General features: G+C 62.9%; 21 protein-coding genes. 9 read left to right on the top strand and 12 right to left on the bottom strand.

Going from position 1 to position 22,241, the window contains the following annotated elements:
* Window position 1: 1 nt before the first annotated feature.
* Window positions 2–787: an LOG family protein gene (locus tag QFZ30_RS05155; protein WP_307074099.1), complete on the bottom strand. Its 786-nt coding sequence runs from the start codon at window positions 785–787 to the stop codon at window positions 2–4.
* 115 nt (window positions 788–902) lie between these two features.
* Between QFZ30_RS05155 and QFZ30_RS05150 the strand changes: the two genes are divergently transcribed.
* From QFZ30_RS05150 to QFZ30_RS05135, 4 genes are all read left to right on the top strand, one after another.
* Window positions 903–1,658: an amino acid ABC transporter ATP-binding protein gene (locus tag QFZ30_RS05150; RefSeq protein WP_307074097.1), complete on the top strand. Its 756-nt coding sequence runs from the start codon at window positions 903–905 to the stop codon at window positions 1,656–1,658.
* 57 nt (window positions 1,659–1,715) lie between these two features.
* On the top strand, window positions 1,716–2,600 hold the full coding sequence (locus QFZ30_RS05145) for a glutamate ABC transporter substrate-binding protein (RefSeq protein ID WP_307074095.1): 885 nt from the start codon (window positions 1,716–1,718) through the stop codon (window positions 2,598–2,600).
* Window positions 2,601–2,692: 92 nt separating this feature from the next.
* Complete coding sequence (locus QFZ30_RS05140) at window positions 2,693–3,343, top strand: amino acid ABC transporter permease (RefSeq protein ID WP_307074094.1); 651 nt, start codon at window positions 2,693–2,695, stop codon at window positions 3,341–3,343.
* The gene (locus QFZ30_RS05135) at window positions 3,340–4,179 is read left to right on the top strand and encodes an amino acid ABC transporter permease (RefSeq protein ID WP_307074092.1); all 840 of its coding nucleotides are present in this window, start codon (window positions 3,340–3,342) and stop codon (window positions 4,177–4,179) included. Before QFZ30_RS05140 ends, QFZ30_RS05135 begins: the two co-directional genes overlap by 4 nt.
* Window positions 4,180–4,246: 67 nt before the next feature.
* On the opposite strand, the gene dapE is transcribed toward QFZ30_RS05135, so the two are convergent.
* Window positions 4,247–5,350 carry a succinyl-diaminopimelate desuccinylase gene (gene dapE, locus QFZ30_RS05130; protein WP_373462882.1) on the bottom strand — a complete coding sequence of 368 codons (1,104 nt, stop codon included), beginning with the start codon at window positions 5,348–5,350 and terminating at the stop codon, window positions 4,247–4,249.
* Window positions 5,351–5,433: 83 nt separating this feature from the next.
* Here dapE and dapD point away from each other — a divergent pair, with 83 nt between their 5' ends.
* Window positions 5,434–6,462, top strand: coding sequence for a 2,3,4,5-tetrahydropyridine-2,6-dicarboxylate N-succinyltransferase (gene dapD / locus QFZ30_RS05125; RefSeq protein WP_307074087.1), 1,029 nt, complete (start codon window positions 5,434–5,436; stop codon window positions 6,460–6,462).
* 6 nt (window positions 6,463–6,468) lie between these two features.
* On the top strand, window positions 6,469–7,332 hold the full coding sequence (locus QFZ30_RS05120) for a hypothetical protein (RefSeq protein ID WP_444875968.1): 864 nt from the start codon (window positions 6,469–6,471) through the stop codon (window positions 7,330–7,332).
* A 33-nt stretch (window positions 7,333–7,365) separates the two neighbouring features.
* On the opposite strand, the gene QFZ30_RS05115 is transcribed toward QFZ30_RS05120, so the two are convergent.
* On the bottom strand, window positions 7,366–7,977 hold the full coding sequence (locus QFZ30_RS05115; RefSeq protein ID WP_307074083.1) for a hypothetical protein: 612 nt from the start codon (window positions 7,975–7,977) through the stop codon (window positions 7,366–7,368).
* 64 nt (window positions 7,978–8,041) lie between these two features.
* Window positions 8,042–8,686, bottom strand: coding sequence for a TetR/AcrR family transcriptional regulator (locus QFZ30_RS05110; RefSeq protein WP_307074081.1), 645 nt, complete (start codon window positions 8,684–8,686; stop codon window positions 8,042–8,044).
* Window positions 8,687–8,808: 122 nt separating this feature from the next.
* Between QFZ30_RS05110 and galE the strand changes: the two genes are divergently transcribed.
* Window positions 8,809–9,822: a UDP-glucose 4-epimerase GalE gene (galE, locus tag QFZ30_RS05105; RefSeq protein ID WP_307074079.1), complete on the top strand. Its 1,014-nt coding sequence runs from the start codon at window positions 8,809–8,811 to the stop codon at window positions 9,820–9,822.
* 92 nt (window positions 9,823–9,914) lie between these two features.
* On the opposite strand, the gene QFZ30_RS05100 is transcribed toward galE, so the two are convergent.
* The 3 genes from QFZ30_RS05100 to fdxA form a co-directional block, all read right to left on the bottom strand.
* Entirely contained in the window at window positions 9,915–11,198 is a 1,284-nt protein-coding gene (locus tag QFZ30_RS05100) for a citrate synthase (protein ID WP_307074077.1), read from the bottom strand.
* Window positions 11,199–11,426: 228 nt separating this feature from the next.
* Window positions 11,427–12,575 carry a succinyldiaminopimelate transaminase gene (gene dapC / locus QFZ30_RS05095; protein WP_307074075.1) on the bottom strand — a complete coding sequence of 383 codons (1,149 nt, stop codon included), beginning with the start codon at window positions 12,573–12,575 and terminating at the stop codon, window positions 11,427–11,429.
* Between the two features lie 13 nt (window positions 12,576–12,588).
* Window positions 12,589–12,915: a ferredoxin gene (gene fdxA, locus QFZ30_RS05090; RefSeq protein WP_307074073.1), complete on the bottom strand. Its 327-nt coding sequence runs from the start codon at window positions 12,913–12,915 to the stop codon at window positions 12,589–12,591.
* A 135-nt stretch (window positions 12,916–13,050) separates the two neighbouring features.
* Between fdxA and QFZ30_RS05085 the strand changes: the two genes are divergently transcribed.
* Entirely contained in the window at window positions 13,051–13,305 is a 255-nt protein-coding gene (locus QFZ30_RS05085; protein ID WP_307074071.1) for a putative acetyltransferase, read from the top strand.
* A 146-nt stretch (window positions 13,306–13,451) separates the two neighbouring features.
* On the opposite strand, the gene typA is transcribed toward QFZ30_RS05085, so the two are convergent.
* The gene (typA, locus tag QFZ30_RS05080; RefSeq protein WP_307074069.1) at window positions 13,452–15,380 is read right to left on the bottom strand and encodes a translational GTPase TypA; all 1,929 of its coding nucleotides are present in this window, start codon (window positions 15,378–15,380) and stop codon (window positions 13,452–13,454) included.
* 272 nt (window positions 15,381–15,652) lie between these two features.
* Here typA and QFZ30_RS05075 point away from each other — a divergent pair, with 272 nt between their 5' ends.
* Entirely contained in the window at window positions 15,653–16,501 is an 849-nt protein-coding gene (locus QFZ30_RS05075; RefSeq protein WP_307074067.1) for an SGNH/GDSL hydrolase family protein, read from the top strand.
* Between the two features lie 95 nt (window positions 16,502–16,596).
* Here the strand turns inward: QFZ30_RS05075 and QFZ30_RS05070 are convergent, their stop codons facing one another.
* The 4 genes from QFZ30_RS05070 to QFZ30_RS05055 all read right to left on the bottom strand — a co-directional run bounded on the left by QFZ30_RS05070 (window position 16,597) and on the right by QFZ30_RS05055 (window position 21,991).
* Window positions 16,597–18,303: a dipeptide ABC transporter ATP-binding protein gene (locus QFZ30_RS05070; protein WP_307074065.1), complete on the bottom strand. Its 1,707-nt coding sequence runs from the start codon at window positions 18,301–18,303 to the stop codon at window positions 16,597–16,599.
* Between the two features lie 11 nt (window positions 18,304–18,314).
* On the bottom strand, window positions 18,315–19,259 hold the full coding sequence (locus QFZ30_RS05065; protein WP_307074063.1) for an ABC transporter permease: 945 nt from the start codon (window positions 19,257–19,259) through the stop codon (window positions 18,315–18,317).
* On the bottom strand, window positions 19,249–20,178 hold the full coding sequence (locus QFZ30_RS05060; RefSeq protein WP_307074061.1) for an ABC transporter permease: 930 nt from the start codon (window positions 20,176–20,178) through the stop codon (window positions 19,249–19,251). Before QFZ30_RS05060 ends, QFZ30_RS05065 begins: the two co-directional genes overlap by 11 nt.
* A 127-nt stretch (window positions 20,179–20,305) precedes the next feature.
* Window positions 20,306–21,991: a peptide ABC transporter substrate-binding protein gene (locus tag QFZ30_RS05055; RefSeq protein ID WP_307074059.1), complete on the bottom strand. Its 1,686-nt coding sequence runs from the start codon at window positions 21,989–21,991 to the stop codon at window positions 20,306–20,308.
* Window positions 21,992–22,241: the final 250 nt, after the last annotated feature.

The following is a 22,241-nucleotide window of genomic DNA, read 5'->3' as shown; positions in this document are numbered from 1 at the left end:
GCTATTCCGGCCGCTGCTCCCCATTGCTGGAGGGTGTTCCGACCGTGCCGTGGAGTACCCGGTCCACCGCTTCGGCGGGGTCGTCAACCAACTGGATCAGGTCCAGGTCCTTTTCCGAAACCATGCCCTCCGCCACCAGGGTTCCCCTGATCCATTCGATCATCGGCCCCCAGAACGCCACGCCGAGGAGCACAATCGGGAAGGACGTCACCTTCCGGGTCTGCACTAGCACCATGGCCTCAAAGAGTTCATCCAGCGTGCCCAGCCCACCGGGAAGGACGATGAACCCCTGGGCGTACTTCACGAACATCGTCTTGCGGGCGAAAAAATAGCGGAAGTTGATGCCAAGGTCCACCCACTGGTTGAGCCCCTGTTCAAAAGGCAGCTCAATTCCCAGTCCGACGGACACACCGTTGCCTTCAACGGTGCCGCGGTTGGCGGCCTCCATCGAGCCCGGCCCGCCTCCGGTGATCACGGCGACACCGGCAGCCGCCAGCTTCCTGCCCACCTCCACGCCCATCTCGTAGTACGGGCTCCCCGGCTTGGTCCGGGCAGAGCCGAAGACGCTGACAGCGGGGCCCAGGTCGGCGAGCGCCCCAAACCCTTCAACGAACTCGCTCTGGATCCGCAGCACACGCCATGGATCGGTATGGACGAACTGCCCGGCGCCCTTGGTGTCAAGCAAATGCTGATCGGACATTTCCACGGCCGCCTGTTTGCGGCGAAGTTCGAGGGGCCCCTTACGGCGCGGCTGGGAAGTTTTGGCCGGATCTGCGTTGATGCTCATCACCCAAGGCTAGCGCCAAGCCAGCGTCGTGGCGGCAGGTATCTCTTGAATCACGATCCGCGGGAACTTGGCGTGATTCCCGTCATAAGCGGTCATTGTTCGCTAGATTCTTCTTATGACTACTCCTGTGCCCGGCGATGCGCTCGTCTCCCTGAATGGTGTCAACAAACATTATGGTCAGCTTCACGTGTTGAAGGACATCAACCTGCAAGTCCGCAAGGGCGAAGTGGTTGTTGTTATCGGACCGTCTGGCTCGGGAAAGTCCACACTGTGCCGTGCCATCAACCGCCTCGAAACGATTGAAGGCGGCACTATCAGCATTGACGGAAAGGTTCTTCCGGAGGAAGGGAAGGAACTCGCCCGCCTGCGGGCCGACGTCGGAATGGTGTTCCAGTCGTTCAACCTGTTTGCCCATAAGACAATCCTCGAGAACGTGACCCTCGGCCCCATCAAGGTTAAGGGGACTCCCAAAGCCCAGGCGGACAAGGAGGCCATGGCGCTGCTTGAGCGCGTGGGCGTGGGCCACCAGGCTCCCAAGCTTCCCGCCCAGCTATCCGGCGGACAGCAACAGCGTGTCGCTATTGCGCGCGCCCTGGCCATGAAGCCCAAGGTCATGCTTTTTGACGAGCCCACCTCGGCTCTTGATCCGGAGATGATCAACGAGGTCCTGGATGTCATGATCCAACTGGCGAAGGAGGGCATGACCATGATCGTGGTCACCCACGAGATGGGCTTCGCCCGCAAGGCCGCAGACCGCGTGGTCTTCATGGCTGACGGCCAGATCGTTGAGGACGCCACGCCGGAACAGTTCTTCACGAATCCCCAGAGCAACCGGGCCAAGGACTTCCTGTCCAAGCTCCTCACTCACTGACACCCTCAGAACTCGCACCCAGGCCGTCACCGGCGGCCGCCCAATGAAAGGAATGTCATGAAGGCATTTTTGACCCGGAGGAAATCCCTCCTGGTAGCAGCATCCGCAGCCCTGGCACTGTCACTGAGCGCATGCGGCGGCGGCACCCCCGGCACCAGCGACCCCACCGTGGCCGAGAAGCCGACGTTCGCAGCAGGCAGCACCATGGAGAAGCTTTCCACCGCCGGAGCCATCAAGATCGGCACCAAGTACGACCAGCCACTGTTCGGCCAGGTGGGCCTGGACGGCAAACCGATTGGTTTTGACGTCGAGATCGGCAAACTGATTGCCGCCAAGCTCGGAATTTCCGCCGACAAGATCGAATGGTCCGAGACAGTTTCAGCCAACCGCGAACCCTTCATCGAGCAGGGCCGGGTGGACATCGTCATCGCCACGTACACCATCAATGACAGGCGCAAGGAAGTTGTCAGCTTCGCAGGCCCTTACTACGAGGCCGGCCAGGCGCTGATGGTCAACAAGGACGACACCTCCATCACGAAGCCTGAAGACGTCAGGGGCAAGAAGGTTTGCTCCGTGACGGGATCCACCCCGGCAGCCACCATCGTGGAGAAGTACGGAGCAATTCTCGCCCCGGCCGCGACCTACTCGCAGTGCCTTGAGCCGCTCCGCAACAAGCAGGTTGAAGCCGTCACTACGGACAACGTGATCCTCGCCGGGTTTGTCGACAAGGAGCCGGACGCCTTCAAGCTCGCCTCCGATGAGACCTTCACCAAGGAGCCCTATGGCATTGGCCTGAAGAAGGACGACACCGAGTTCCGCAACTGGATCAACGACCAGCTCGAAGAGTTCGCCAAGGACGGGTCTTACAAGAAGGCCTGGGAAGCCACCGCCGGCACTGTCATCAAGACTGCACCGGAACTCCCTGCCCTCAACCGTTACTAAGTAGCACCCAGGCGGTTGCCGGAGTCCGCTCCCCGCGGCTCCGGCAGCCGCCGCTCTTCGCTCCCGTCCGCGACACCCAGCCGAAGGATCCCATGGACGCCATTCTCGAAAACCTTCCACTCTATTGGGAGGGCCTTCTCCGAACACTGTTCCTGTCCACTGTGTCCGGAGTGATTGCCCTTGTGCTGGGGACATTGCTGGCCGCAGCCAGGGTTTCCCCCGTTGCAGCCCTGCGCGGCTTCAGCACGACCTACGTGGAAATCCTGCGGAACACGCCCCTGACCATTGCTTTTTTCTTCTCCGCGGTAGTACTGCCCCGTCTCGGAGTGACGTTCGAGCAGTTTGAAGTGGCAGCAATCATCGCCCTCAGCGCGTACACCGCAGCCTTCATCGCTGAAGCTGTCCGCTCCGGTGTCAACAGCGTTCACATTGGGCAGGCCGAGGCTGCCCGCAGCATCGGCATGAAGTTCAGCCAGGTGCTGTCGCTCATCATCCTGCCGCAGGCGCTGCGTACGGTCATCCCGCCCCTGATTAATATCCTGATCGCGCTCGTGAAGAACTCGTCCGTCGCCGGTGCATTCCTTGTGCTGGAGCTGTTCGGCTATGGCAGGCAGCTTGCCAACACCTATGGTGACCAGGTGATGGCCGTGCTGCTCGGCGTCGCGTTCTTCTACCTCCTGATCACCGTTCCGCTCGGCATTCTGGCCAGCACCGTCGAACGAAAGGTGGCGATTTCCCGATGAGCTCCGTTCTCTATGACGTCCCGGGTCCCAAGGCACGCAGGGTTTCCCTCATCGGGTCCGTAGTTGGCTCGCTGGTGATCCTCGGCTTGCTCGCCTGGATCATCATGACCCTCGCACAGCAAGGCATCTTCGAAGGCCGCCGCTGGGCCATTTTCACGCGCGCCGACGTCTGGTTACTCCTGGGGAATGGGCTAGGCGCCACGCTCACCGCGGCCGCCCTGGCAGCGGTCATCGCCTTCCCGCTGGGTCTGATGCTTTGCCTCCTGCGGATCTCGGACGTTGCCGCCATCCGGATTCCCACGCGGGTAGTGCTGGAGTTCCTGCGCGGCATGCCCGTTGTCCTGATGATGTTTTTCGTCTTGCTGGTCTTTGGCACCAACGCGTTCACCGCTGTGGTGGCCGGCCTCGTCCTGTACAACTCGGCCGTATTCTCGGAGATCATCCGTGCGGGCATTCAGTCGCTTCCCAAAGGCCAGCGCGAAGCTGGCCTCACAATTGGTCTGACGAGCTTCCAGTCCCGCATGATCATCGAACTCCCGCAGGCTGTCCGCCGCATGATGCCGTCTTTGGTGGCCCAGCTCGTGGTGCTCCTGAAGGACACCTCGCTGGGCTACATCGTGGCGTACGGCGAGCTGCTCCGGGCGGTCCAGGTCATGGCGGACTTCCTGGGGACCGCGTTCCTGTTCCCGGTCTTCTTTGTCGCCGCAGGCATCTACATCGCTGTCAATATCTGTGTTTCGCGTATTGCCGTCTGGATCGAACGCCGCGGCACCAAGAAGGCCGCCGGTGGTGTCGCAAAGGCTGAGCCCGAACCCATCGAAGCGGCTGCCCCCTAGGACCCGTTCTGACACAGGAAGGGCCCGAATCCGTCAACGGATTCGGGCCCTTCCTGTGTCTACGGGATCAATCCGTAAGCCACGTCCGCAGTGCCCGCAGGCATTCGCGGATGGCCTCGGCTTCCACGTGCTCATTGTCCTTGTGCGCCAGCAGTGGATCACCGGGCCCGAAGTTCACCGCCGGGATCCCCAGTTCGCTGAAACGCGCGACGTCGGTCCAGCCGTATTTCGGCTTCGGCTCGGCTCCGACGGCGGCCACGAAGGACGCAGCCGCGGGGTGGTTCAGCCCGGGGCGGGCGCCTGCGGCACCGTCTGTCCGCACCACGTCGAAGCCGTCCAGGAGTTCCCGGACGTGCACTTCAGCCTGGTCCGGAGATTTGTCCGGGGCGAACCGGTAGTTGATCTCCACCACGCAGCGGTCCGGAATGACGTTACCCGCAGTGCCGCCATGGATCCTCACCGCATTGAGGCTTTCGCGGTAGTCCAGTCCGTCAACGTTGATGGTCTGCGGCTCGTAGGCCGCCAGCCGGACAAGGATGGGCGCTGCAGCGTGGATCGCGTTGCTGCCCATCCAGGCCCTGGCCGAATGGGCGGCCTCGCCGAAAGTAGTTGCCTCGAGGCGCATGGTGCCGTTGCAGCCGCCTTCGACCGTGCCGTGGGTGGGTTCCAGGAGGATAGCGAAATCGCCGTGCAGGAGAACGCCGTGGTTGCGGACCAGGCGTCCGAGGCCGCTCTTGACGGCCTCCACTTCCTCATGGTCATAAAACACAAAGGTGACGTCCCGCTTCGGCGCCGTCCCGCCGTCGAACATTGTGGCTGCCAGCGCGAGCTGCACCGCCACACCGCCCTTCATATCCGTGGCTCCGCGTCCGAACAGGACCCCCTCACCCGGAACGCCGGAGTCCCAGCTGGAGGGCACCGTGCCACGGGCACCGTACGTGGCCGGAAGCGGCACAGTGTCCAGGTGCCCGGCGAGGATGACCCGCTCCGGCAGTCCCAGCTCGGTGCGGGCGATCAGGGCGTCCCCGTCGCGCACAACATGGAGTTGGGGAATGCCGCGCAGGGCCGTTTCGACGGCGTCGGCAAGCCCAGTCTCGTTTCCGGAGACACTGTTGATATCCATGATGGCAGCGGTCAGCAAGGCAACGTCCTGGCGGAGGTCCAAGGGCATTATGGCGGATTCAGAGGCGGTTTCAGCAGTCACGATGCCAGTCTAGTTCGAACCCCATGCCCGACCCTCGATAGACTGGGGCCATGACTGAGACTGCTACCTCCGCTGCGCCCGAAAACCAGAACGCAACCGCTGAAGCCCGTTCCGCTTATGGCTTCGGGCTGGCCACCATTGCCACGGCCGACGGCCAGGCAACTGTCCTTGACGTCTGGTTCCCGGAACCAGCCCTCGGGGCGGCAGCGGAAAACCTCCGCGCGGTTGAGAACGCCGATGAAGCTTTGGCCCAGATTGCCGAGAACGGCGCGGACCCGGACCGCGGAACAGAGCAGAAAGTGGTCTTCGTCCAGATCAATCTCGACGAGCCCCCGGCCGACACCGCTGATGCCTACCTCAGGCTGCACCTGCTCTCCCACCGGCTGGTCCGGCCCAACTCCATCAATCTGGACGGCGTCTTCGGCAAGCTCCCCAACGTTGTATGGACGAACTTCGGCCCGGCTGCCGTGGACGGCTTTGAACTGACCCGGGCCAGGCTGCGCCGGCGCGGCGCGGTCACCGTTTACGGCGTCGACAAGTTCCCGCGCATGGTGGACTATGTGGTCCCCAGCGGCGTCAGGATTGCCGACGCCGACCGTGTCCGCCTGGGAGCGCACCTCGCCGAGGGCACCACCGTCATGCATGAAGGATTTGTGAACTTTAACGCCGGCACGCTGGGCACCTCCATGGTGGAAGGGCGCATTTCGGCAGGCGTTGTGGCCGGCGACGGCAGCGATGTCGGCGGCGGCGCGTCCATCATGGGCACGCTCTCAGGCGGCGGGAAAGAAAAGATCGCCATCGGCGAGCGGGTCCTTCTTGGTGCAAACTCCGGCGTCGGCATCAGCATCGGCGATGACTCGGTGGTGGAAGCCGGGTTGTACGTGACGGCGGGAACCCGCGTGCGTGTGGTTGGCCCGAAGGACCCGGACGGCGAGGACACCACCAAAGTGGTCAAGGCCGTGGAACTGTCCGGCGTACCCAACCTTCTGTTCCGCCGCAACTCCACCACCGGCGCAGTGGAAGTCCTGCCCCGCAAGGGCCAGACTGTGGAACTCAACGACGCCCTGCACTCCAACTGACCCTCCGTGGCACAGAGACGTGGCATGCGGCGACTCGCGGTACTGGTGCTCACCCTCGCCCTCGTGGGAGGCGGGGTGTACACCGCTGTCGCATTCCTTCAGCGCTCTGAAACCCTGGTCGCGGAGGGCTGCACGGCCGTGGTGGGCTCCCAGTCGGCGGAACTCGCCACGGACCAGGCTGTCAACGCGTCCCTGATCACCGCGGTCGCGGTGCAGCGGGGGCTTCCGCCGCGTGCCGCCAGCATTGCCCTGGCTACGGCCATGCAGGAATCCAAGCTGCGCAACATTGGCCACGGAGACCAGGCAGGTCCGGATTCCCGCGGGCTGTTCCAGCAGCGTCCCTCCCAGGGCTGGGGAACTGAGGCCCAGGTCATGGACCCCTATTACGCTGCCAACGCGTTCTACGATGCCCTGGTGAAGATCCCCGGTTACGAGTCGCTGGAGATCACCGACGCGGCGCAGCGCGTGCAGCGGTCGGCCTACCCCGGAGCCTACGAAGAACATGAGGATATGGGGCGCTCCTTCGCTTCCGGGCTCTCCGGCCAGACTCCGGGGGCAGTGCAATGTACGCTCCGGACACCCGAGGATCCGGGCGACCCGGCGGCAATAGCCGCGGAACTCGCGCAGGCCTACGGGGCGTTGGGGATGGCCACCGAGGGACAGACACTGGTCGTGGAGGCCAGCGGCGGCCAGGCATGGTCGGTGGCGCAATGGGCCGTCACCAATGCCAAGGGCTTTGCGGTAACCAAGGTGGACGTCGACGGACGAAGCTGGAACCGGCTCACCCGGGACGGCTGGCAGGACTCGGAGGGGGTAGACGGCCAAGTCCGGATTACGGTCGCACCATTGCCGGTTTCAGCGGCCGGCTGAGCCGCTCCGGCGAAGCCGCTGCGGGGAAGCCGCTCAGACCAGCATTTCCACGACGGGCTGGACGTAGCTCCGGAACAGCTCGGGCTGGGACATCAGGTCGTGGCTCATGATGATCTTGTCCGGTTCCAGGTACCACGCGCGCTGCTCGTTCAGGGGCAGCTCGATAATGGTCAGGTTGAAGTCGCGGGAACTCCGGCCAACCTCCATCAGGCGGTCGTCAACCATGTCGTCGAGCAGCTGGTCGGAGCCGCTGGCCACCCGCTCGGCTTCCAGCTCGGCATATTCGCTGCGGCGCTCCCGAACCCATGTCAGGGCGGACCCGAAATGCGCCTGCAGGACCCGTTGCAGGGCAGGTGAGTTCCCGAAGGCCCCAAACTCGGGAGGCGAGAGCTCCGGCGACATCTGGGGGTGGGCCTTTAGCAGTTGCTCCCACCATGCTTCCCATTCGGTCTTAAGCGCGCTGAGCCCGCCTACTTCGGCAGTGAGATGGGCGTGGTCCGCATGGTGGACTTTTGGAGCGGCATGCGACAGCGCCGGACGGCCTGCACCGTCGAGTCCGGCGGCGTCACGCACATACAGCGCAATCATCATAGGGCCGGATGTGTCCATGGTTATCTGCCAGCCGGAACCGCCTGTGTGATGCATTCCATTTCCTCCCGTGGCCTGACAGTACCGGCTTGATTACCGGATCCGCTCCCCGGCTCCCAGTCTATTCCCGATGCTCCCCTACGTTAACGGCAGGAGCTGCCGCCACGCCCGCGAGGTGCCGTTCAAGGACGTCGCGGCACATCTGCGCTGTCATCCACCCGGGCTGAAGCAGGGCATGCATGCACAGGCCGTCCAAGGTTGCCAGGAGTCTCTCAGCTTCAACAACCAGGCCCTGCTGCCCCTCGCCGTCGTCTGCCACCAGGGCGGTGATCACCTGGCCGAAGATGGCCGCCACCATTCGATGGCTACGGTCGGCAACAGCTGCGAGGAACGGGCGTATTCTCGCGGCGTTCTTGAATGCCATCCAGGCGCACAATTCCACGGCCCGCCGCTCATCCAGCGGCAGCAGTTCACCCAGCAGGGTTAAAACCGCCTCGTGATGCTCCACCGTGCCGGGAGCCTCTTCCTGCATCCGCGCCAGCGCGTCCGCCAGCCGCACGATGATACCGTCGACTACGGCGGCGAAGGAATGGCTGAGGAGTTCTTCGCTGCCGGCAAAGTAGTGCCTGACTGAGCCCACCGCCAGGCCCGCTTCGTCGGCCACCTCGCGCAGCGACGCCCGCTCAAGCCCGTCAACGGCGATGATCCTGAGAACTGCCTCAACAACTTCCGCGCGCCGGGCTTCGGCATCTACGATTTTGGGCACCCCTATTTTTTAGCACACATGTGCCTTAATGCAGTGCTCCCGCTGCAGCGTTTCCGGAACCACCTGACCGGCATCCGGAATGCCGGGGCGTTTCAGGTGGTAAGTGGGATAGCGTTGGAGGCATGAAAATTCTGGTCACGGGTGGCACCGGGTATATCGGTTCCCACACTGTTTTGTCTCTGCAGGAAGCCGGCCACGACGTGGTGGTGATCGATAATCTGGTGAACTCCAGCGAGGAGTCGCTGCGCCGCGTAGCTGAGCTCAGCGGCAAAACCGCCCAGTTCCACAACGTGGACCTTGTGGACGAGGCCGCAGTGGATGCCGTCTTTGCGGCCAACAGCATTGATGCCGTCATCCACTTCGCAGGCCTGAAGGCCGTGGGCGAGTCCGTCCGCGAGCCGCTCAAGTACTATTACAACAACCTCGTGGGCACGCTGAACCTGATTCGGGTCATGGACCGCCACGACGTCCGCTCCCTCGTCTTCAGCTCCTCGGCCACCGTTTACGGTGAGCACAACCCCATCCCCTACGTGGAAAAGATGGAAATCGGCGCCAACAACCCGTACGGCCGGACCAAGGAGCAGATAGAGGACATCCTCTCCGATCTTGGCGCTGCTGACAGCCGTTGGCACATCGCCCTGCTCCGGTACTTCAACCCTGTCGGCGCACACCCGTCCGGCCGCATCGGTGAGGACCCGCAAGGCATTCCCAATAACCTGGTGCCCTTCATTGCCCAGGTCGCTGTAGGCCGGCGGGAGAAACTGATGGTGTTCGGCGGCGACTATGACACGCCGGACGGAACATGCCTGCGGGACTACATCCACGTCGTGGACCTCGCTGGAGGGCACGTGGCGGCCCTGAACCATGTGGCGGACCGGACAGGCGTCTTCCGCTGGAACCTTGGCTCAGGCAAGGGCTCCTCCGTGCTGGAGGTGCTGCGCTCGTTCGAAAAGGCCGTGGGCCAACCCATCCCCTACGAGATCACAGAGCGCCGGGCCGGAGATCTGCCGGCATTCTGGGCTGATGCCGCCTCAGCACTGGCGGACCTGAGCTGGTCCACCACCAAAACTGTGGACCAGATGTGCGAGGACCACTGGCGCTGGCAGAAGAACAACCCCCTCGGCTACAACTCCTGACATCCATTGCTCGGCAGGCGAACGACGGCGGCCGCCCACCTTCGCAGGTGAGCGGCCGCCGTCGTTAATTCAGTTGGTATCAGTCTGGGGCCCTAGCGGACGGGGTAATCGCGCTCCGGCTCACCGATGTAGAGCTGGCGCGGACGCCCGATCTTGGTGTTCGGGTCGCTGATCATCTCGCGCCACTGGGCGATCCAGCCCGGCAGGCGTCCGATGGCGAAGAGCACCGTGAACATCTTCTCCGGGAACCCCATGGCCTTGTAGATGAGGCCGGTGTAGAAGTCCACGTTCGGGTAGAGCTTGCGCTGGATGAAGTAGTCATCGCTGAGGGCCTTCTCTTCAAGCCGCATGGCGATATCCAGCAGTTCGTCATTGCCGCCGAGTTTGCTCAGGATCTCGTGGGCCGTGGCCTTGACGATCTTGGCGCGGGGATCATAGTTCTTGTAGACGCGGTGCCCGAAGCCCATGAGGCGGACGCCGTCTTCCTTGTTCTTGACCTTCTCCATGTAGTCCTCCGGCTTGGTGCCGTCGGCCTGGATCTGGCGGAGCATCTTGAGTACGGCTTCGTTGGCGCCGCCGTGGGCCGGGCCGAAGAGCGCGTTGATGCCGGCGGAGACCGATGCGAACAGGTTCGCGTTGGAGGAACCCACCAGGCGCACCGTGGAGGTCGAACAGTTCTGTTCGTGGTCCGCGTGCAGGATCAGCAGGAGGTCCAGCGCCTTGGCGATGACCGGATCCACTTCATACTGCTCGGCGGGAAGGCCGAAGCTCAGGCGCATGAAGTTCTCCACCAGGTTCATGGAGTTGTCCGGGTACAGCATTGGCTGGCCGATGGACTTCTTGTGCGCATAGGCGGCGATGACCGGCATCTTGGCCATCAGGCGGATCGTGGAGACCTCCACCTGCTCGGCATTGAACGGGTCCAGCGAATCCTGGTAGAACGTGGACAGCGCCGACACGGCTGAGGACAGTACCGGCATCGGGTGAGCATCCCGCGGGAACCCGCTGAAGAAGCCCTTGAGCTCTTCGTGCAGCAGCGTGTGACGGCGGATCTTCTGGTCGAAGTCTTCCAGCTCGGTGGGGCTCGGCAGGTTGCCGTAGATCAGCAGGTAGGAAACCTCGAGGAAGCTGGAGTGCTGCGCCAACTGCTCGATGGGGTATCCGCGGTAACGCAGAATGCCCGCATCACCGTCGATGTAGGTGATCGCCGAGGTGGTCGCTGCGGTATTCATGAAGCCGGGGTCAAAGGTGACTGCGCCCGTCTGCTTCAGCAGCTTGGAAACGTCATAGCCTTCGTTTCCTTCAATAACCTGGATGCGCGGGAGCTTTAGCTCGCCTCCTGCGTGGAGCAGGGTTGCGCTGTTGGTCTCAGTCATGGAGTCTCCTCATGAGGCGTCTGGGCCTCTGTCGAAAGCTTGATCCAACATCCGGTGAGCCGCGCACTGACCCTGTAAGCACAGGATTCCAACACCCGGGCTGCCTTCTTGTAGAAAGCCACCATTGATAGTCACTTAAAAAGTACCCGGTCCTTGGCGGGTGTCACTAATCCGCGTCGCTCCTATGTGCCCTAAAATGCCTATGTTGTGGCGCGAGTCACACGATTGTTACGGAGCCGTCGCCAGACGCGACACCGCGGCGTCGATCCGTTCGTCAGCTCCGGTTAATGCAACACGCACGAATCCGCTGCCTGCCTCACCGTAGAAGACGCCCGGACCCACGACGATTCCCCGGTCTGCCAGGCGCGCCACGGTGTCCCAGGTGCTTTCGCCCGCGGTGGACCAGAGGTACAGCCCGGCGTCGGACTCCTTGATGTCCAGTCCGAACTGCTGCAGGGCCGGCACGAGGCGTTCCCTGCGGCTGCGGTAGAGGTCCTTCTGGGCCTGGACATGCGTGTCGTCGCTCAAGGCCACGCGCATTGCCTCCTGGACGGGGTAGGGCACAATCATGCCAGCGTGCTTGCGGCTGTTGACGAGGTTCGCCATGATGCGGGGATCGCCGGCGACGAACGCGGCCCGGTAGCCTGCAAGGTTGGACTGCTTGCTCAGCGAATACACGGCCAGCAGGCCCTTGTGTGAGCCGCCGGCAACACGGGGGTCCAGGATGCTGGGCACGGGCTCGCCGCCGCGCTGGAGGTCCCAGGTACCCCAACCCAGTTCGGCATAGCATTCATCGGACGCCACCACGGCCCCCAGTTCCCTGGCCTGCGCCACGAGGGACTTGAGTGATTCAACGTCCCTGACGCTTCCGGTGGGGTTCCCGGGCGAATTCACCCAGACCAGACGGACCCTTGAACGCGTGTCGTCATCAAGTTCGTCAAGGTGGTCGGTGGCCACCGACGTAACGCCGGCGAAGGTGGCGCCGATGTCATAGGTGGGGTAAGCAACTTTAGGCCGGACGACGACGTCGTCCGGCTTCAGCCCCAGCAGCAGCGGCAGCCACGCCACCAGTTCCTTGGAACCCACTGTGGGCATGACGTTTCTCGGATCCAGACCTGGAACACCGCGGCGGCGTTCGAACCAGGCAGCGATCGCTTCCCGCAACGGGATGGTGCCGTGGACCGTGGGGTATCCCGGGGCATCCGCGGCAGCCTTGAGCGCCTCCTGGATCAGTACAGGGGTGGGATCCACCGGTGTGCCGATGGACAGGTTCACGGCCCCGCCCGGGTGCTCCGAAGCCTTTGCCAGATACGGTGCCATGGCCTCCCACGGGTAGTCGGGCAGGCTCAGGCCAAAGCTGTTCACCGCTGCGGTCACCGGGACCCCCGGCTCAGTTGTCTTGGTTCTGCGGCGGCAGGGCCGCGATCATCGGGTGGTCCTTGCCCGTGTTGCCGACCTTCGCGGCACCCCCGGGGGAGCCCAGATCGTCGAAGAATTCCACGTTGGCCTTGTAGTAGTCGGCCCACTCGTCAGGGGTGTCATCCTCGTAGTAGATGGCCTCAACGGGGCACACAGGCTCACAGGCACCACAATCGACGCACTCATCCGGATGGATGTACAGCGAACGCTCACCCTCGTAGATGCAGTCGACGGGGCACTCCTCAATACATGCCTTGTCCTTGACATCTACACACGGCTGCGCGATTACGTACGTCACGTCCCTTGCCTCTCCACGTTGGTTCCGGCGACCCGCCGGATCTTGCATCCGGCACTATGCCCGGACTGTTGACTTCTGAGCCTATTATCTCCCAGCCCGTTCCCGCGAACCTAGTGGGCCACCTAGTATGAACTGGTGAGTCTGACCGCGCCTTCGCCCCGGGAATTCCTGGCAGCCGCTGCCCCCGGAACCCGAGTGGTGGTCCGGTACCGGATCGACGGCGGCGGGCTGACCGACGCGCTCGGGTTTCTGGCGGGAACAAACGACGACGACTGCACCGTCCGCACCCGGCAGGCCGACGTCGTAATTCCCCTGGACCTGGTGGTGGCGGCTAAGGAAGTGCCGCCCGCGCCGGAGCGGCGCCGGCCGCGCGGCCCCCACAAGGGCTGAAGCGCTCCCGCTAGCGAAAAGAAAAGCTGCCGGCACGACGGCGGAAATCCACCCGCCGTACCGGCAGCTTTTGAACACCTAGGAGTTTTTGTCCGGATAAAGCGTGCAAAACCGCATTACGGTGCCTTTATCCGGACAAAACTCGACTAGACCTTGGCGCGGGCGCGGTTGGCCTTGGAACGCTCGTTGCTGTCCAGGATGACCTTGCGGATGCGGATGGATTCCGGGGTCACCTCAACACACTCGTCCTCGCGGGCGAATTCGAGGGACTCTTCGAGGGTCAGGTCGCGCGGCGGCGTCAAGTTCTCGAAGGTGTCGGAGGAAGCAGCACGCATGTTGGTGAGCTTCTTTTCCTTGGTGATGTTCACATCCATGTCGTCGGCGCGGGAGTTCTCGCCGACGATCTGGCCTTCGTAGACCTCGGACGTGGGCCTGACGAAGAAGGATCCACGTTCCTGCAGGTTGATCATGGCGAACGGCGTCACAACACCGGCGCGGTCGGCGATCATGGAACCGTTGGTGCGGTACTCGATGGGGCCGGCCCAGGGCTCGTAGCCCTCCGAGATGGAGGCTGCGATGCCCGCGCCACGGGTGTCCGTGAGGAACTTCGTCCGGAAACCGATCAGGCCACGGGCCGGAACGATGAATTCCATGCGGCACCAGCCGGTACCGTGGTTGGCCATGTTGGTCATGCGGCCCTTGCGGGCGGCCATGAGCTGCGTGACGGCACCGAGGTACTCCTCCGGCACGTCGATGGTCATGTGTTCCATCGGCTCGTGGATCTTGCCGTCGACGGTCCTGGTGACAACCTGCGGCTTGCCGACGGTCAGTTCGAAGCCTTCACGGCGCATCTGCTCAACGAGGATGGCCAGCGCGAGCTCGCCACGGCCCTGGACTTCCCAGGCGTCGGGACGCTCGGTGGGGAGAACCCTGATGGAGACGTTGCCGATCAGTTCCTTGTCCAGGCGGTCCTTCACCTGGCGGGCCGTGACCTTGGCGCCCTTGACCTTGCCGGCCAGCGGCGAGGTGTTGATACCGATGGTCATGGAGATCGCGGGATCGTCCACGGTGATGAGCGGCAGCGGCTGCGGGTTGTCGGCGTCGGTCAGGGTCTCACCGATGGTGATCTCCTCGATTCCGGCGACAGCCACGATTTCGCCCGGTCCGGCGGACTCGGTCGGAACACGGTCCAGTGCCTTGGTGGCCAGGAGCTCAGTGATCTTGACGTTCTTGAGCTCACCATTGGCGCGTGCCCAGGCGACGGTCTGGCCCTTGCGCAGGGTGCCGTTGTAGATACGCAGCAGGGCAAGGCGGCCCAGGAACGGTGAGGCATCCAGGTTGGTGACGTGTGCCTGCAGGACGCCGTTCGGGTTGTAGGTGGGCGCCGGGATGTGTTCGATGATGGTCTGGAACAGCGGCTCCAGGTCCTCGTTCTCCGGTGCGGATCCGTCGGCGGGCTGCTCGAGGGAGGCACGGCCTACCTTCGCTGCGGCATACACCACGGGAACGTTGAGGATCTTGTCCAGATCCAGGTCCGGAACCTCATCCGCAAGGTCCGAGGCGAGGCCCAGCAGGAGGTCCATGGACTCGTGGACGACTTCCTCGATGCGTGCGTCAGGGCGGTCGGTCTTGTTCACCAGCAGGATGACCGGCAGGTGCGCGGCCAGGGCCTTGCGCAGCACAAAGCGGGTCTGGGGCAGCGGGCCCTCGGAAGCGTCAACCAGCAGCACAACGCCGTCCACCATGGACAGGCCGCGCTCCACCTCGCCACCGAAGTCGGCGTGGCCGGGGGTGTCGATCACGTTGATGGTGATGGTCTCGCCATGGGAAGACGGTCCGTTGTAGGCCACGGTGGTGTTCTTGGCCAGGATGGTGATGCCCTTTTCACGCTCCAGGTCACCGGAGTCCATCACACGGTCCTCGAGGTGGTTGTGCTCGGCAAAGGAGTTGGTCTGCTTGAGCATGGCGTCGACCAGCGTGGTCTTGCCGTGGTCAACGTGGGCCACGATCGCGACGTTGCGCAGGTCACTGCGCGATGCAGTGGCTACCGCGGTGTTGGTGGTGGTTTCAGACATGCGTAATGGCTCGATTCAGTGGTGAAGTCAGCTGTTGTATCGCGACATTTCCAACTGGAACGCACGACGGATTAGTCCCTTAGCACAGGGCACCTTCCCCCAGTCTAGCCGCTGAGCCATTTATTGGCCTAAAAATCAAAAGATTGGCGGCGTTCCGCGCCGGCGCGGATTCAGGTCCGGACCCGTTTGGGCTGTGAGCAAACTCACTGGATATTCTTGACTTGATGGCCCATCATGGCTGTGATACTTCAAGCCAGCCCGGAGAACAACTGATGCGAAAAGCCTCGGCTCTGTCCCGCTTTGTCGCATCTGGAATCGCCGTCGGCGTCCTCCTGAGCGGCTGCGGGCAGGCCCAAGAACCACCTGCTGCGTCCGAAGTGGGGAAGCCTGCGGCAGGGAAGTATCTGGCGCGCGACGTTGACCCTGCCACACTTCCGGCAGGTTCCCTCTACCGCAACCCGGCAAGCGGCCGCGACGAGGTGGTGGTGCCGGACATCGGGAACACCGCCCTCCTCATAGGTGATTCGCAGTCCGAACCGTCGGACGGCTGGCCGCGGCTTGGCCTGGCCGCAGTCGGCTACAAGGTTCATTTCTGCGGGCGCGGCGGAACCGGCTTCGTGGCTGCCAATGGCAAGACCGGGAACTACATCGACGCCCTGCACCGGGGTGACTGGAAGCTTCCCCATGGGACTCCCCCGCTGATCGTTATCCAGGGCGGCGGTAACGACGCGGCGCAAGGTGCCACCGACGCACAGATCGTTGCGAATGCGGACCGCCTGATCGCCGTCCTCCAGGAGCGCTACCCGGGCGCGCGGATGGCCATGATCGGTACGCTGGCACGCGGTGCCAATTACGGCGGTGGCCGCCGCAGCCAGGTGGACGCGCTCCTGGGGACCGTGGCGGCCAAGCATGGCATGCCCTTTGTGGCGGTGGGCGACTGGCTGACCAAGTACGGCCTGGCCAAGAACCTCGACGACGCCGTCCATATGAACGCAGCCGGCCGCAGCTCGCTCGGCGCCCTGCTCGAACGCCGGCTGCGGCAGCTGCAGCTCGAAGCGCAGCCTGGCGGTACGCCCGGTTCGCTGAAAGCATCAGCGACCGATGGCCCGGAGACTGAATAGCCCGTTAAGCCAGAAGGAGCCGGCGCCCTTCCGGGCACCGGCTCCACTGCAGTTCAGCTTTTCCTGTCCAGCTTCTTCAACTTCGGGTCCTGTTGTCAGGCCACCTCCGGGGGAAGCGTCAGGCGCGCCCCGGGGATGGCGTTGAGCAGGGCCTTGGTGTATTCCTGCTGCGGCGAATCGAAGACATCATCCGTGGATCCGGTCTCCACCAGTTGCCCCTTCTCCATGACGCAGACGTGATCGGCAATTTGCCGGACGACTGCAAGGTCATGGGTGATGAAAAGGTAGGTGAGCCCCAGGTTGGACTGGAGGTCGGCCAGGAGATTGAGTACCTGCGCCTGGACCAAAACGTCCAGCGCGGACACCGCCTCGTCGCAGATAATCACTTCCGGGTCGAGAGCCAGCGCACGCGCAATGGCTACACGTTGTCGCTGGCCTCCCGAAAGTTCATTCGGGAAGCGCTGCATGCTGGACTGCGGCAGCGCCACCTGGTTCAGGAGCTCGCGGACCTTCTTTTCCCGGCTGGCCTTATCTCCGATCTTGTGAACCCGAAGGGGCTCTTCGATGGTCCGGTATATGTTGTACATCGGATCAAGCGAACCGTACGGATCCTGGAAGATGGGCTGCACGCGCCTACGGAACTTGAAGAGCTCCGTCCCCTTCAACAGCGAGGTATCGACGCCGTCAAACAGGATAGTGCCATCAGTGGGCTTTTCAAGCTGCAGCACCATCTTGGCAACAGTGGATTTGCCGGAACCGGACTCCCCCACGATCGCAGTCGTAGTGCCTCTCGTGACGTCGAAGCTCACGCCGTCGACGGCGGCAAAATCCGCAGATTTTCCGATACCCTGACGCAGTTTGTAGACCTTGCGCAGGTCCCGGATCTGCAGGACATGGTCCTTTGCCGCCGCTTCTGCGGCCGGCGCCAGGAGATCCGTCGCCTCAACCCCAAGTTCTTTCGCCGCCTGGATCCGCCGGCTGGCAAGCGACGGCGCTGATTCGACGAGGCGCCTTGTGTACGGGTGCTGCGGATACTGCAGGAGATCCAAGGAGGGGCCGGCTTCGACCACCTGCCCCTGGTACATGACCACTACCTTGTCCGCACGCTCCGCTGCCAGTCCCAAATCATGGGTAATAAGCAGCACGGCCGTTCCGAGTTCCGAAGTCATCGTGTCCAGGTGGTCCAGGATCTGCCGCTGTACGGTCACATCCAGCGCCGATGTCGGCTCGTCAGCAATCAGCAGCCGCGGCTGGCACGAGAGTCCGATGGCGATCAGCGCACGCTGGCGCATACCGCCGGAAAACTCGTGCGGATATTGCTTTGCCCGCCGATGCGCGTCCGGCAGCCCTGCCTGGGCCAGCACGGTTGCCACGTCGTCAGGACCGTCTGGCCTTCCGTTGGCCCGCAATGTCTCGCGGACCTGGTAGCCGATCTTCCACACCGGGTTCAGGTTGGACATTGGATCCTGCGGAACCATGCCAATCGTGTTGCCGCGAAGTTCTATCATTCGCTTTTCGGTTGCCTGCGCGATGTCTTCGCCATCGAGCAGGATCTGTCCCCCCGACACCCGTCCGTTGGGGGGCAGCAGGCCGATTGCTGCGAGGGCTGTGGTCGATTTACCCGACCCCGACTCCCCCACAATGGCTACGGTCTCACCGGGCATGATGCTGAGATGCGCGTTCCGGACAGCACGGACCTCCCCGCTGCCCGTTTTGAAGGTAATGGCCAGGTCGCGGATTTCCAGGAGCGGCGTCGGTTCCGTTCGCCCGGCCTCATTGATACGAATGTCTGACGTTGTCATGGCTGTTTCCCTCATCGCTGACGGCTCTTCGGATCAAGGGCATCACGCACTGCATCGCCGAGCATGATGAAGCTCAGGACCGTGATGGAAAGTGCTGCCGCGGGATAAAGCAGGATTTCCGGGTGGGTCCGAATCGATGCCTGTGCGCCCGCGATGTCATTACCCCAAGACATGATGCTGGGCGGTAACCCGATGCCAAGGAATGACAGCGTGGCCTCAGCCACGATGAATATGCCCAGGTTCAAGGTTGCGAGCACAATGATGGGGGCCAAGGCGTTGGGGAGGACATGCCTGACCAAGGCCCCAAATTTCGAGACGCCCAGAGCACGGGCAGCCGTGACAAAGTCCGCGTTCCGCACCTCTATCACGGCGCCCCGGGTAATACGGGCCATCTGTGGCCAGGCCAACAGGGAGATGACCATGACCACTGTCCAGACACTCTTGTTGTCGCGCAACGCTGGTAGCTGGGTGATGACCAGCGCACCCAGGATCAGGGGCAATGCGAAGAAAATGTCACCAAGCCGCGCGAGGACCGCGTCCACCCAGCCGCCGTAATAGCCCGCGAGCGCGCCGAGGGTCACCCCAATGATCAGGACGCAGAGCACGGACAACACACCTACGGACAGCGAGGCCTGCGTGCCGTGGACCACGCGCGAATAGATGTCGCAGCCTTGGAAGGTGAAGCCGAACGGATTCCCGGCGGTGGGGCCGGCTTCCGAGTTCGCCAGTTGACAGTCATCGTTGGGCGGCACGGTCGAAATCAGGCCGGGGAACAACGCGATGACAATCAATGCCAGAATCAGCAGCGACGAAATAATGAACAAGGGACGGCGGCGAAGTTTGCGCCAGGCATCCGCCCAAAGGCTCAGCGGTGCTTCGTCGGTCTTCAGGGCGTCTGTCGCAAGAAGCGGGGTCTCTTCGACGGGTGCTACGAAATGATTGGTTTTACTGGTCATAGCGAATCCTCGGGTCCAGCCAGGCGTACAGGAGATCAACAAGCAGGTTGGCCACTACAAAGACCAGCACCAGCACGCTCACGATGGCAACAACAGTTGGGCCCTCACTTCGCAGAGTGGCCTGGTAGAGCTTGTTCCCTACGCCAGGAACGTTGAAGATGCCTTCTGTGACGATGGCACCGCCCATCAGGCCGCCAAGGTCTGCACCCAGGAACGTCACTACCGGAATGAGCGAGTTGCGCAGGATGTGCGTCATCACCACGCGCGGCCGGGAAAGGCCCTTGGCCGTGGCTGTCCGCACGTAGTCGGCCGTCATGCTCTCGCTGACCGATGCCCGAGTCAGGCGGAGCACATAGGCAAAGGACACCAGCCCCAGGACAGTGGCCGGCAGCAGCAGGTTCCCCCAGTCAGCAGTTGCGCCGACCGTTGGTTTCGCCCACCCCAACTGGACTCCGAACACCAACTGGAAGACGAAGCCGAGAACGAAGGTCGGGACGGCGATGACTACGAGGGAGGCAACCAGAACCGTGGAGTCAAACCACTTGCCACGGCGCAGGCCAGCGAAAACGCCGAAGGCGATTCCGAAAACCGCCTCGATAACGAGCGCTTCGACGGCGAGCATTGCGGTCACCGGAAAGATCCGGGCCAAGGAGGCTGCAATGGGCTGCCCGGTGAAGTCATTCCCCAGATTGAAGGTGAATAGGTTCTTGAGGAAAAGACCGTACTGGACCCAGAAGGGTTCATCCAGGTGGTACTGGCTGCGGAGCGTGTCGATCACGGCCTGTGGGGGCTGGCGGTCGCCGAAGAGCGCAGCAATCGGGTCGCCCGGAAGGGCGAACACCATGTAATAGACCAGGAGCGTGGTGCCGAGGAAAACCGGAATCACTTGAAGGAGGCGACGCAGAATAAAGCGGACCACAGGATCACCGGCCTTCCGGAATGGAAGAAATGTGTTTCATTTGTGCCTTCCTGCCGTGCAGGCAAATGGGGGCCCGGCCGTGAAAACCGGACCCCCATGCGCCTGGCGGCAAGTTAGATCCTGGGGACTACTTGGCCGTGATGTCGAAGTAGCGGATGCCGCCGTTCCAGCCGGTTTCGGCCTTCACAACGTTGTTGCTCCACACAATCGGCTTTGCCTGATCCCAGAGTGCCAAGCCGGGCAGGTCCTCGAAAAGGATCTCCTGCGCGGCGTTGAACTTGCCGTTGGCTTCTTCGGTGGTCTTGGCAGCCAGGCCCTCCTTGAGCAGCTGGTCGAACTCAGGGTTCGAGTACTTCTCGTAGTTGGAGGACGCGCCGGTTGCCCAGACAGGTCCGAGGAAGTTATAGAGCGACGGGTAGTCGCCCTGCCAGCCGGCCCGGCTGAGGCCAGGAAGTGACTGGGACTTACGCAGGTCCAATACTTCCGCGAACTTGGCGAAGGGCTGGATTTCAGCCTGGATGCCCAGGTTGTTCTTGAAGCCGTTGGCAACGGCGTCGATCCATTCCTTGTTTCCACCGTCAGTGTTTGAGGCAATCTGGAGCGGCTTGGAATTGTCATAGGGCTGGATCGCCTCGGCCTGGGCCCACAGGTCCTTGGCCTTGGCGGCGTCAAACGTCAAGGTTTCGCTCCCCTTGAGGCCTTCCTTGAAGCCGTCGATCACTGGCGGCGCGTAGGCTTTGGCCGGCGTCCGGGTTCCGCTGAAAATCACCTTGCAGATTTCCTCGCGGTTGATCGCGTAGGACAGTGCCTGGCGGCGGAGTTTGCCTGCCTCGCCCTGGAAGTTCGGGTTGTAACCCGGAATGTTCAGCGTGGAGTTGGTAGCAACGGGCTTGGTGGCGTTACGGTCGGGGAAATCCGAGATGTACGTCTTCAGCGCATTCGACGGCAGCACATCGGTGACGTCCAGGTTGTCCGACTGAAGGTCGGTGTAAGCGGGGCCCGGGTCTGTGTAGAACTTGAAGGTCACGCCTCCGTTCTGCGACTCGCGGGGACCGCTGTAGTCCGGGTTCTTCACGAGCGAGATGGACTGGTCGTGAACCCAGGCGCCTTCTTTTGCCATCTTGTACGGGCCGTTGCCCACCGGGTTCTCACCGAAGGCCTTCGGATCCGCCAGGGCTGCCGAGGGGAGCGGGAAGAATGCGGAGTATCCGAGGCGCAGCGACCAGTCGGCCTCAGGCTGGGCCAGTTTGACCGTGATGGTGGAGTCGTCCTTGGCCTCAAGGCCTGACATGGTTTCCGCGGTGGGGGCAGGAGTGGTGGTGGTCTTACCATCTGCGGACGTCTCGGTGGTTACAGCCGAAACCTCCTCGTACCCGGCAATGGACTCGAAGAAGAATCCGTTGTTCTGGAGGTTCTCGGAGTTCGCGGCGAAGTTCCAGGAATCCACAAAGGTCTTCGCGGTGATCTCTTCGCCGTTCGTGAACTTCTGGCCCTGCTTGACCTTGATGGTCCAGTTCTGGGAATCAGTCGTTTCGATCGATTCGGCAAGGGCGTTTACTGGCTTGCCGTCGGGGTCGTAAGCCCGCAGACCTTCGAACAGCAGCTCGACAACGCGGCCGCCATACACTTCGTTGGTGTTAGCCGGCAGCAGCGGATGCTGCGGTTCATTGCTGTACGCGGTGATGATCTTATTGGGATCGCCGGTCGCTTGGCCTCCACCGTCATTGCTGCCGCCTCCAGCGCCGCAGCCGGTGAGGGCGAGTGCGGCGATTGCCACGATGCCCAGTGCTTTGGAAGTGCGCGTCAAACGCATTCCGCCTCCTATGAGTTGTGGGAGATGATTCAGGGGAAATCTTTGGCTTCCCCGCAGGCCCGCACAGTCTCAAACTGTGACGCAGCCTACATATACGAGTAGCCTAACCGCACAAAGTCCAAATGCTGGTACTCCGTTGCCAAACCGTGACCGGTCAAGGATCAGGAGCCAAGCCGGCAAGAGGCCGTAGCGCAGGTCACATGTTACTCGCCGGTAGGCCCGGCGGCGAATCAGCCGGCTTCCCATCCCA

The organism is Arthrobacter pascens (assembly GCF_030815585.1).
GTDB classification, from domain to species: domain Bacteria; phylum Actinomycetota; class Actinomycetes; order Actinomycetales; family Micrococcaceae; genus Arthrobacter; species Arthrobacter pascens_A.
The sequence above is the reverse complement of the archived record's forward strand: the minus strand, read 5'-3'. Positions and strand labels throughout refer to the sequence as shown.

What these genes read in the sequence shown, in the direction of transcription:
- QFZ30_RS05070 (WP_307074065.1), bottom strand. Translation starts at nt 18,303, where the DNA reads ATGACAACGTCAGACATTCGTATCAATGAGGCCGGGCGAACGGAACCG.
- dapE (WP_373462882.1), bottom strand. Translation starts at nt 5,350, where the DNA reads ATGCCCTTGGACCTCCGCCAGGACGTTGCCTTGCTGACCGCTGCCATC.
- QFZ30_RS05100 (WP_307074077.1), bottom strand. Translation starts at nt 11,198, where the DNA reads ATGACTGAGACCAACAGCGCAACCCTGCTCCACGCAGGAGGCGAGCTA.
- typA (WP_307074069.1), bottom strand. Translation starts at nt 15,380, where the DNA reads ATGTCTGAAACCACCACCAACACCGCGGTAGCCACTGCATCGCGCAGT.
- QFZ30_RS05055 (WP_307074059.1), bottom strand. Translation starts at nt 21,991, where the DNA reads ATGCGTTTGACGCGCACTTCCAAAGCACTGGGCATCGTGGCAATCGCC.
- QFZ30_RS05065 (WP_307074063.1), bottom strand. Translation starts at nt 19,259, where the DNA reads ATGACCAGTAAAACCAATCATTTCGTAGCACCCGTCGAAGAGACCCCG.
- dapD (WP_307074087.1), top strand. Translation starts at nt 5,434, where the DNA reads ATGACTGAGACTGCTACCTCCGCTGCGCCCGAAAACCAGAACGCAACC.
- QFZ30_RS05140 (WP_307074094.1), top strand. Translation starts at nt 2,693, where the DNA reads ATGGACGCCATTCTCGAAAACCTTCCACTCTATTGGGAGGGCCTTCTC.
- QFZ30_RS05135 (WP_307074092.1), top strand. Translation starts at nt 3,340, where the DNA reads ATGAGCTCCGTTCTCTATGACGTCCCGGGTCCCAAGGCACGCAGGGTT.
- galE (WP_307074079.1), top strand. Translation starts at nt 8,809, where the DNA reads ATGAAAATTCTGGTCACGGGTGGCACCGGGTATATCGGTTCCCACACT.
- QFZ30_RS05145 (WP_307074095.1), top strand. Translation starts at nt 1,716, where the DNA reads ATGAAGGCATTTTTGACCCGGAGGAAATCCCTCCTGGTAGCAGCATCC.
- QFZ30_RS05155 (WP_307074099.1), bottom strand. Translation starts at nt 787, where the DNA reads ATGAGCATCAACGCAGATCCGGCCAAAACTTCCCAGCCGCGCCGTAAG.
- QFZ30_RS05115 (WP_307074083.1), bottom strand. Translation starts at nt 7,977, where the DNA reads ATGCATCACACAGGCGGTTCCGGCTGGCAGATAACCATGGACACATCC.
- QFZ30_RS05150 (WP_307074097.1), top strand. Translation starts at nt 903, where the DNA reads ATGACTACTCCTGTGCCCGGCGATGCGCTCGTCTCCCTGAATGGTGTC.
- QFZ30_RS05075 (WP_307074067.1), top strand. Translation starts at nt 15,653, where the DNA reads ATGCGAAAAGCCTCGGCTCTGTCCCGCTTTGTCGCATCTGGAATCGCC.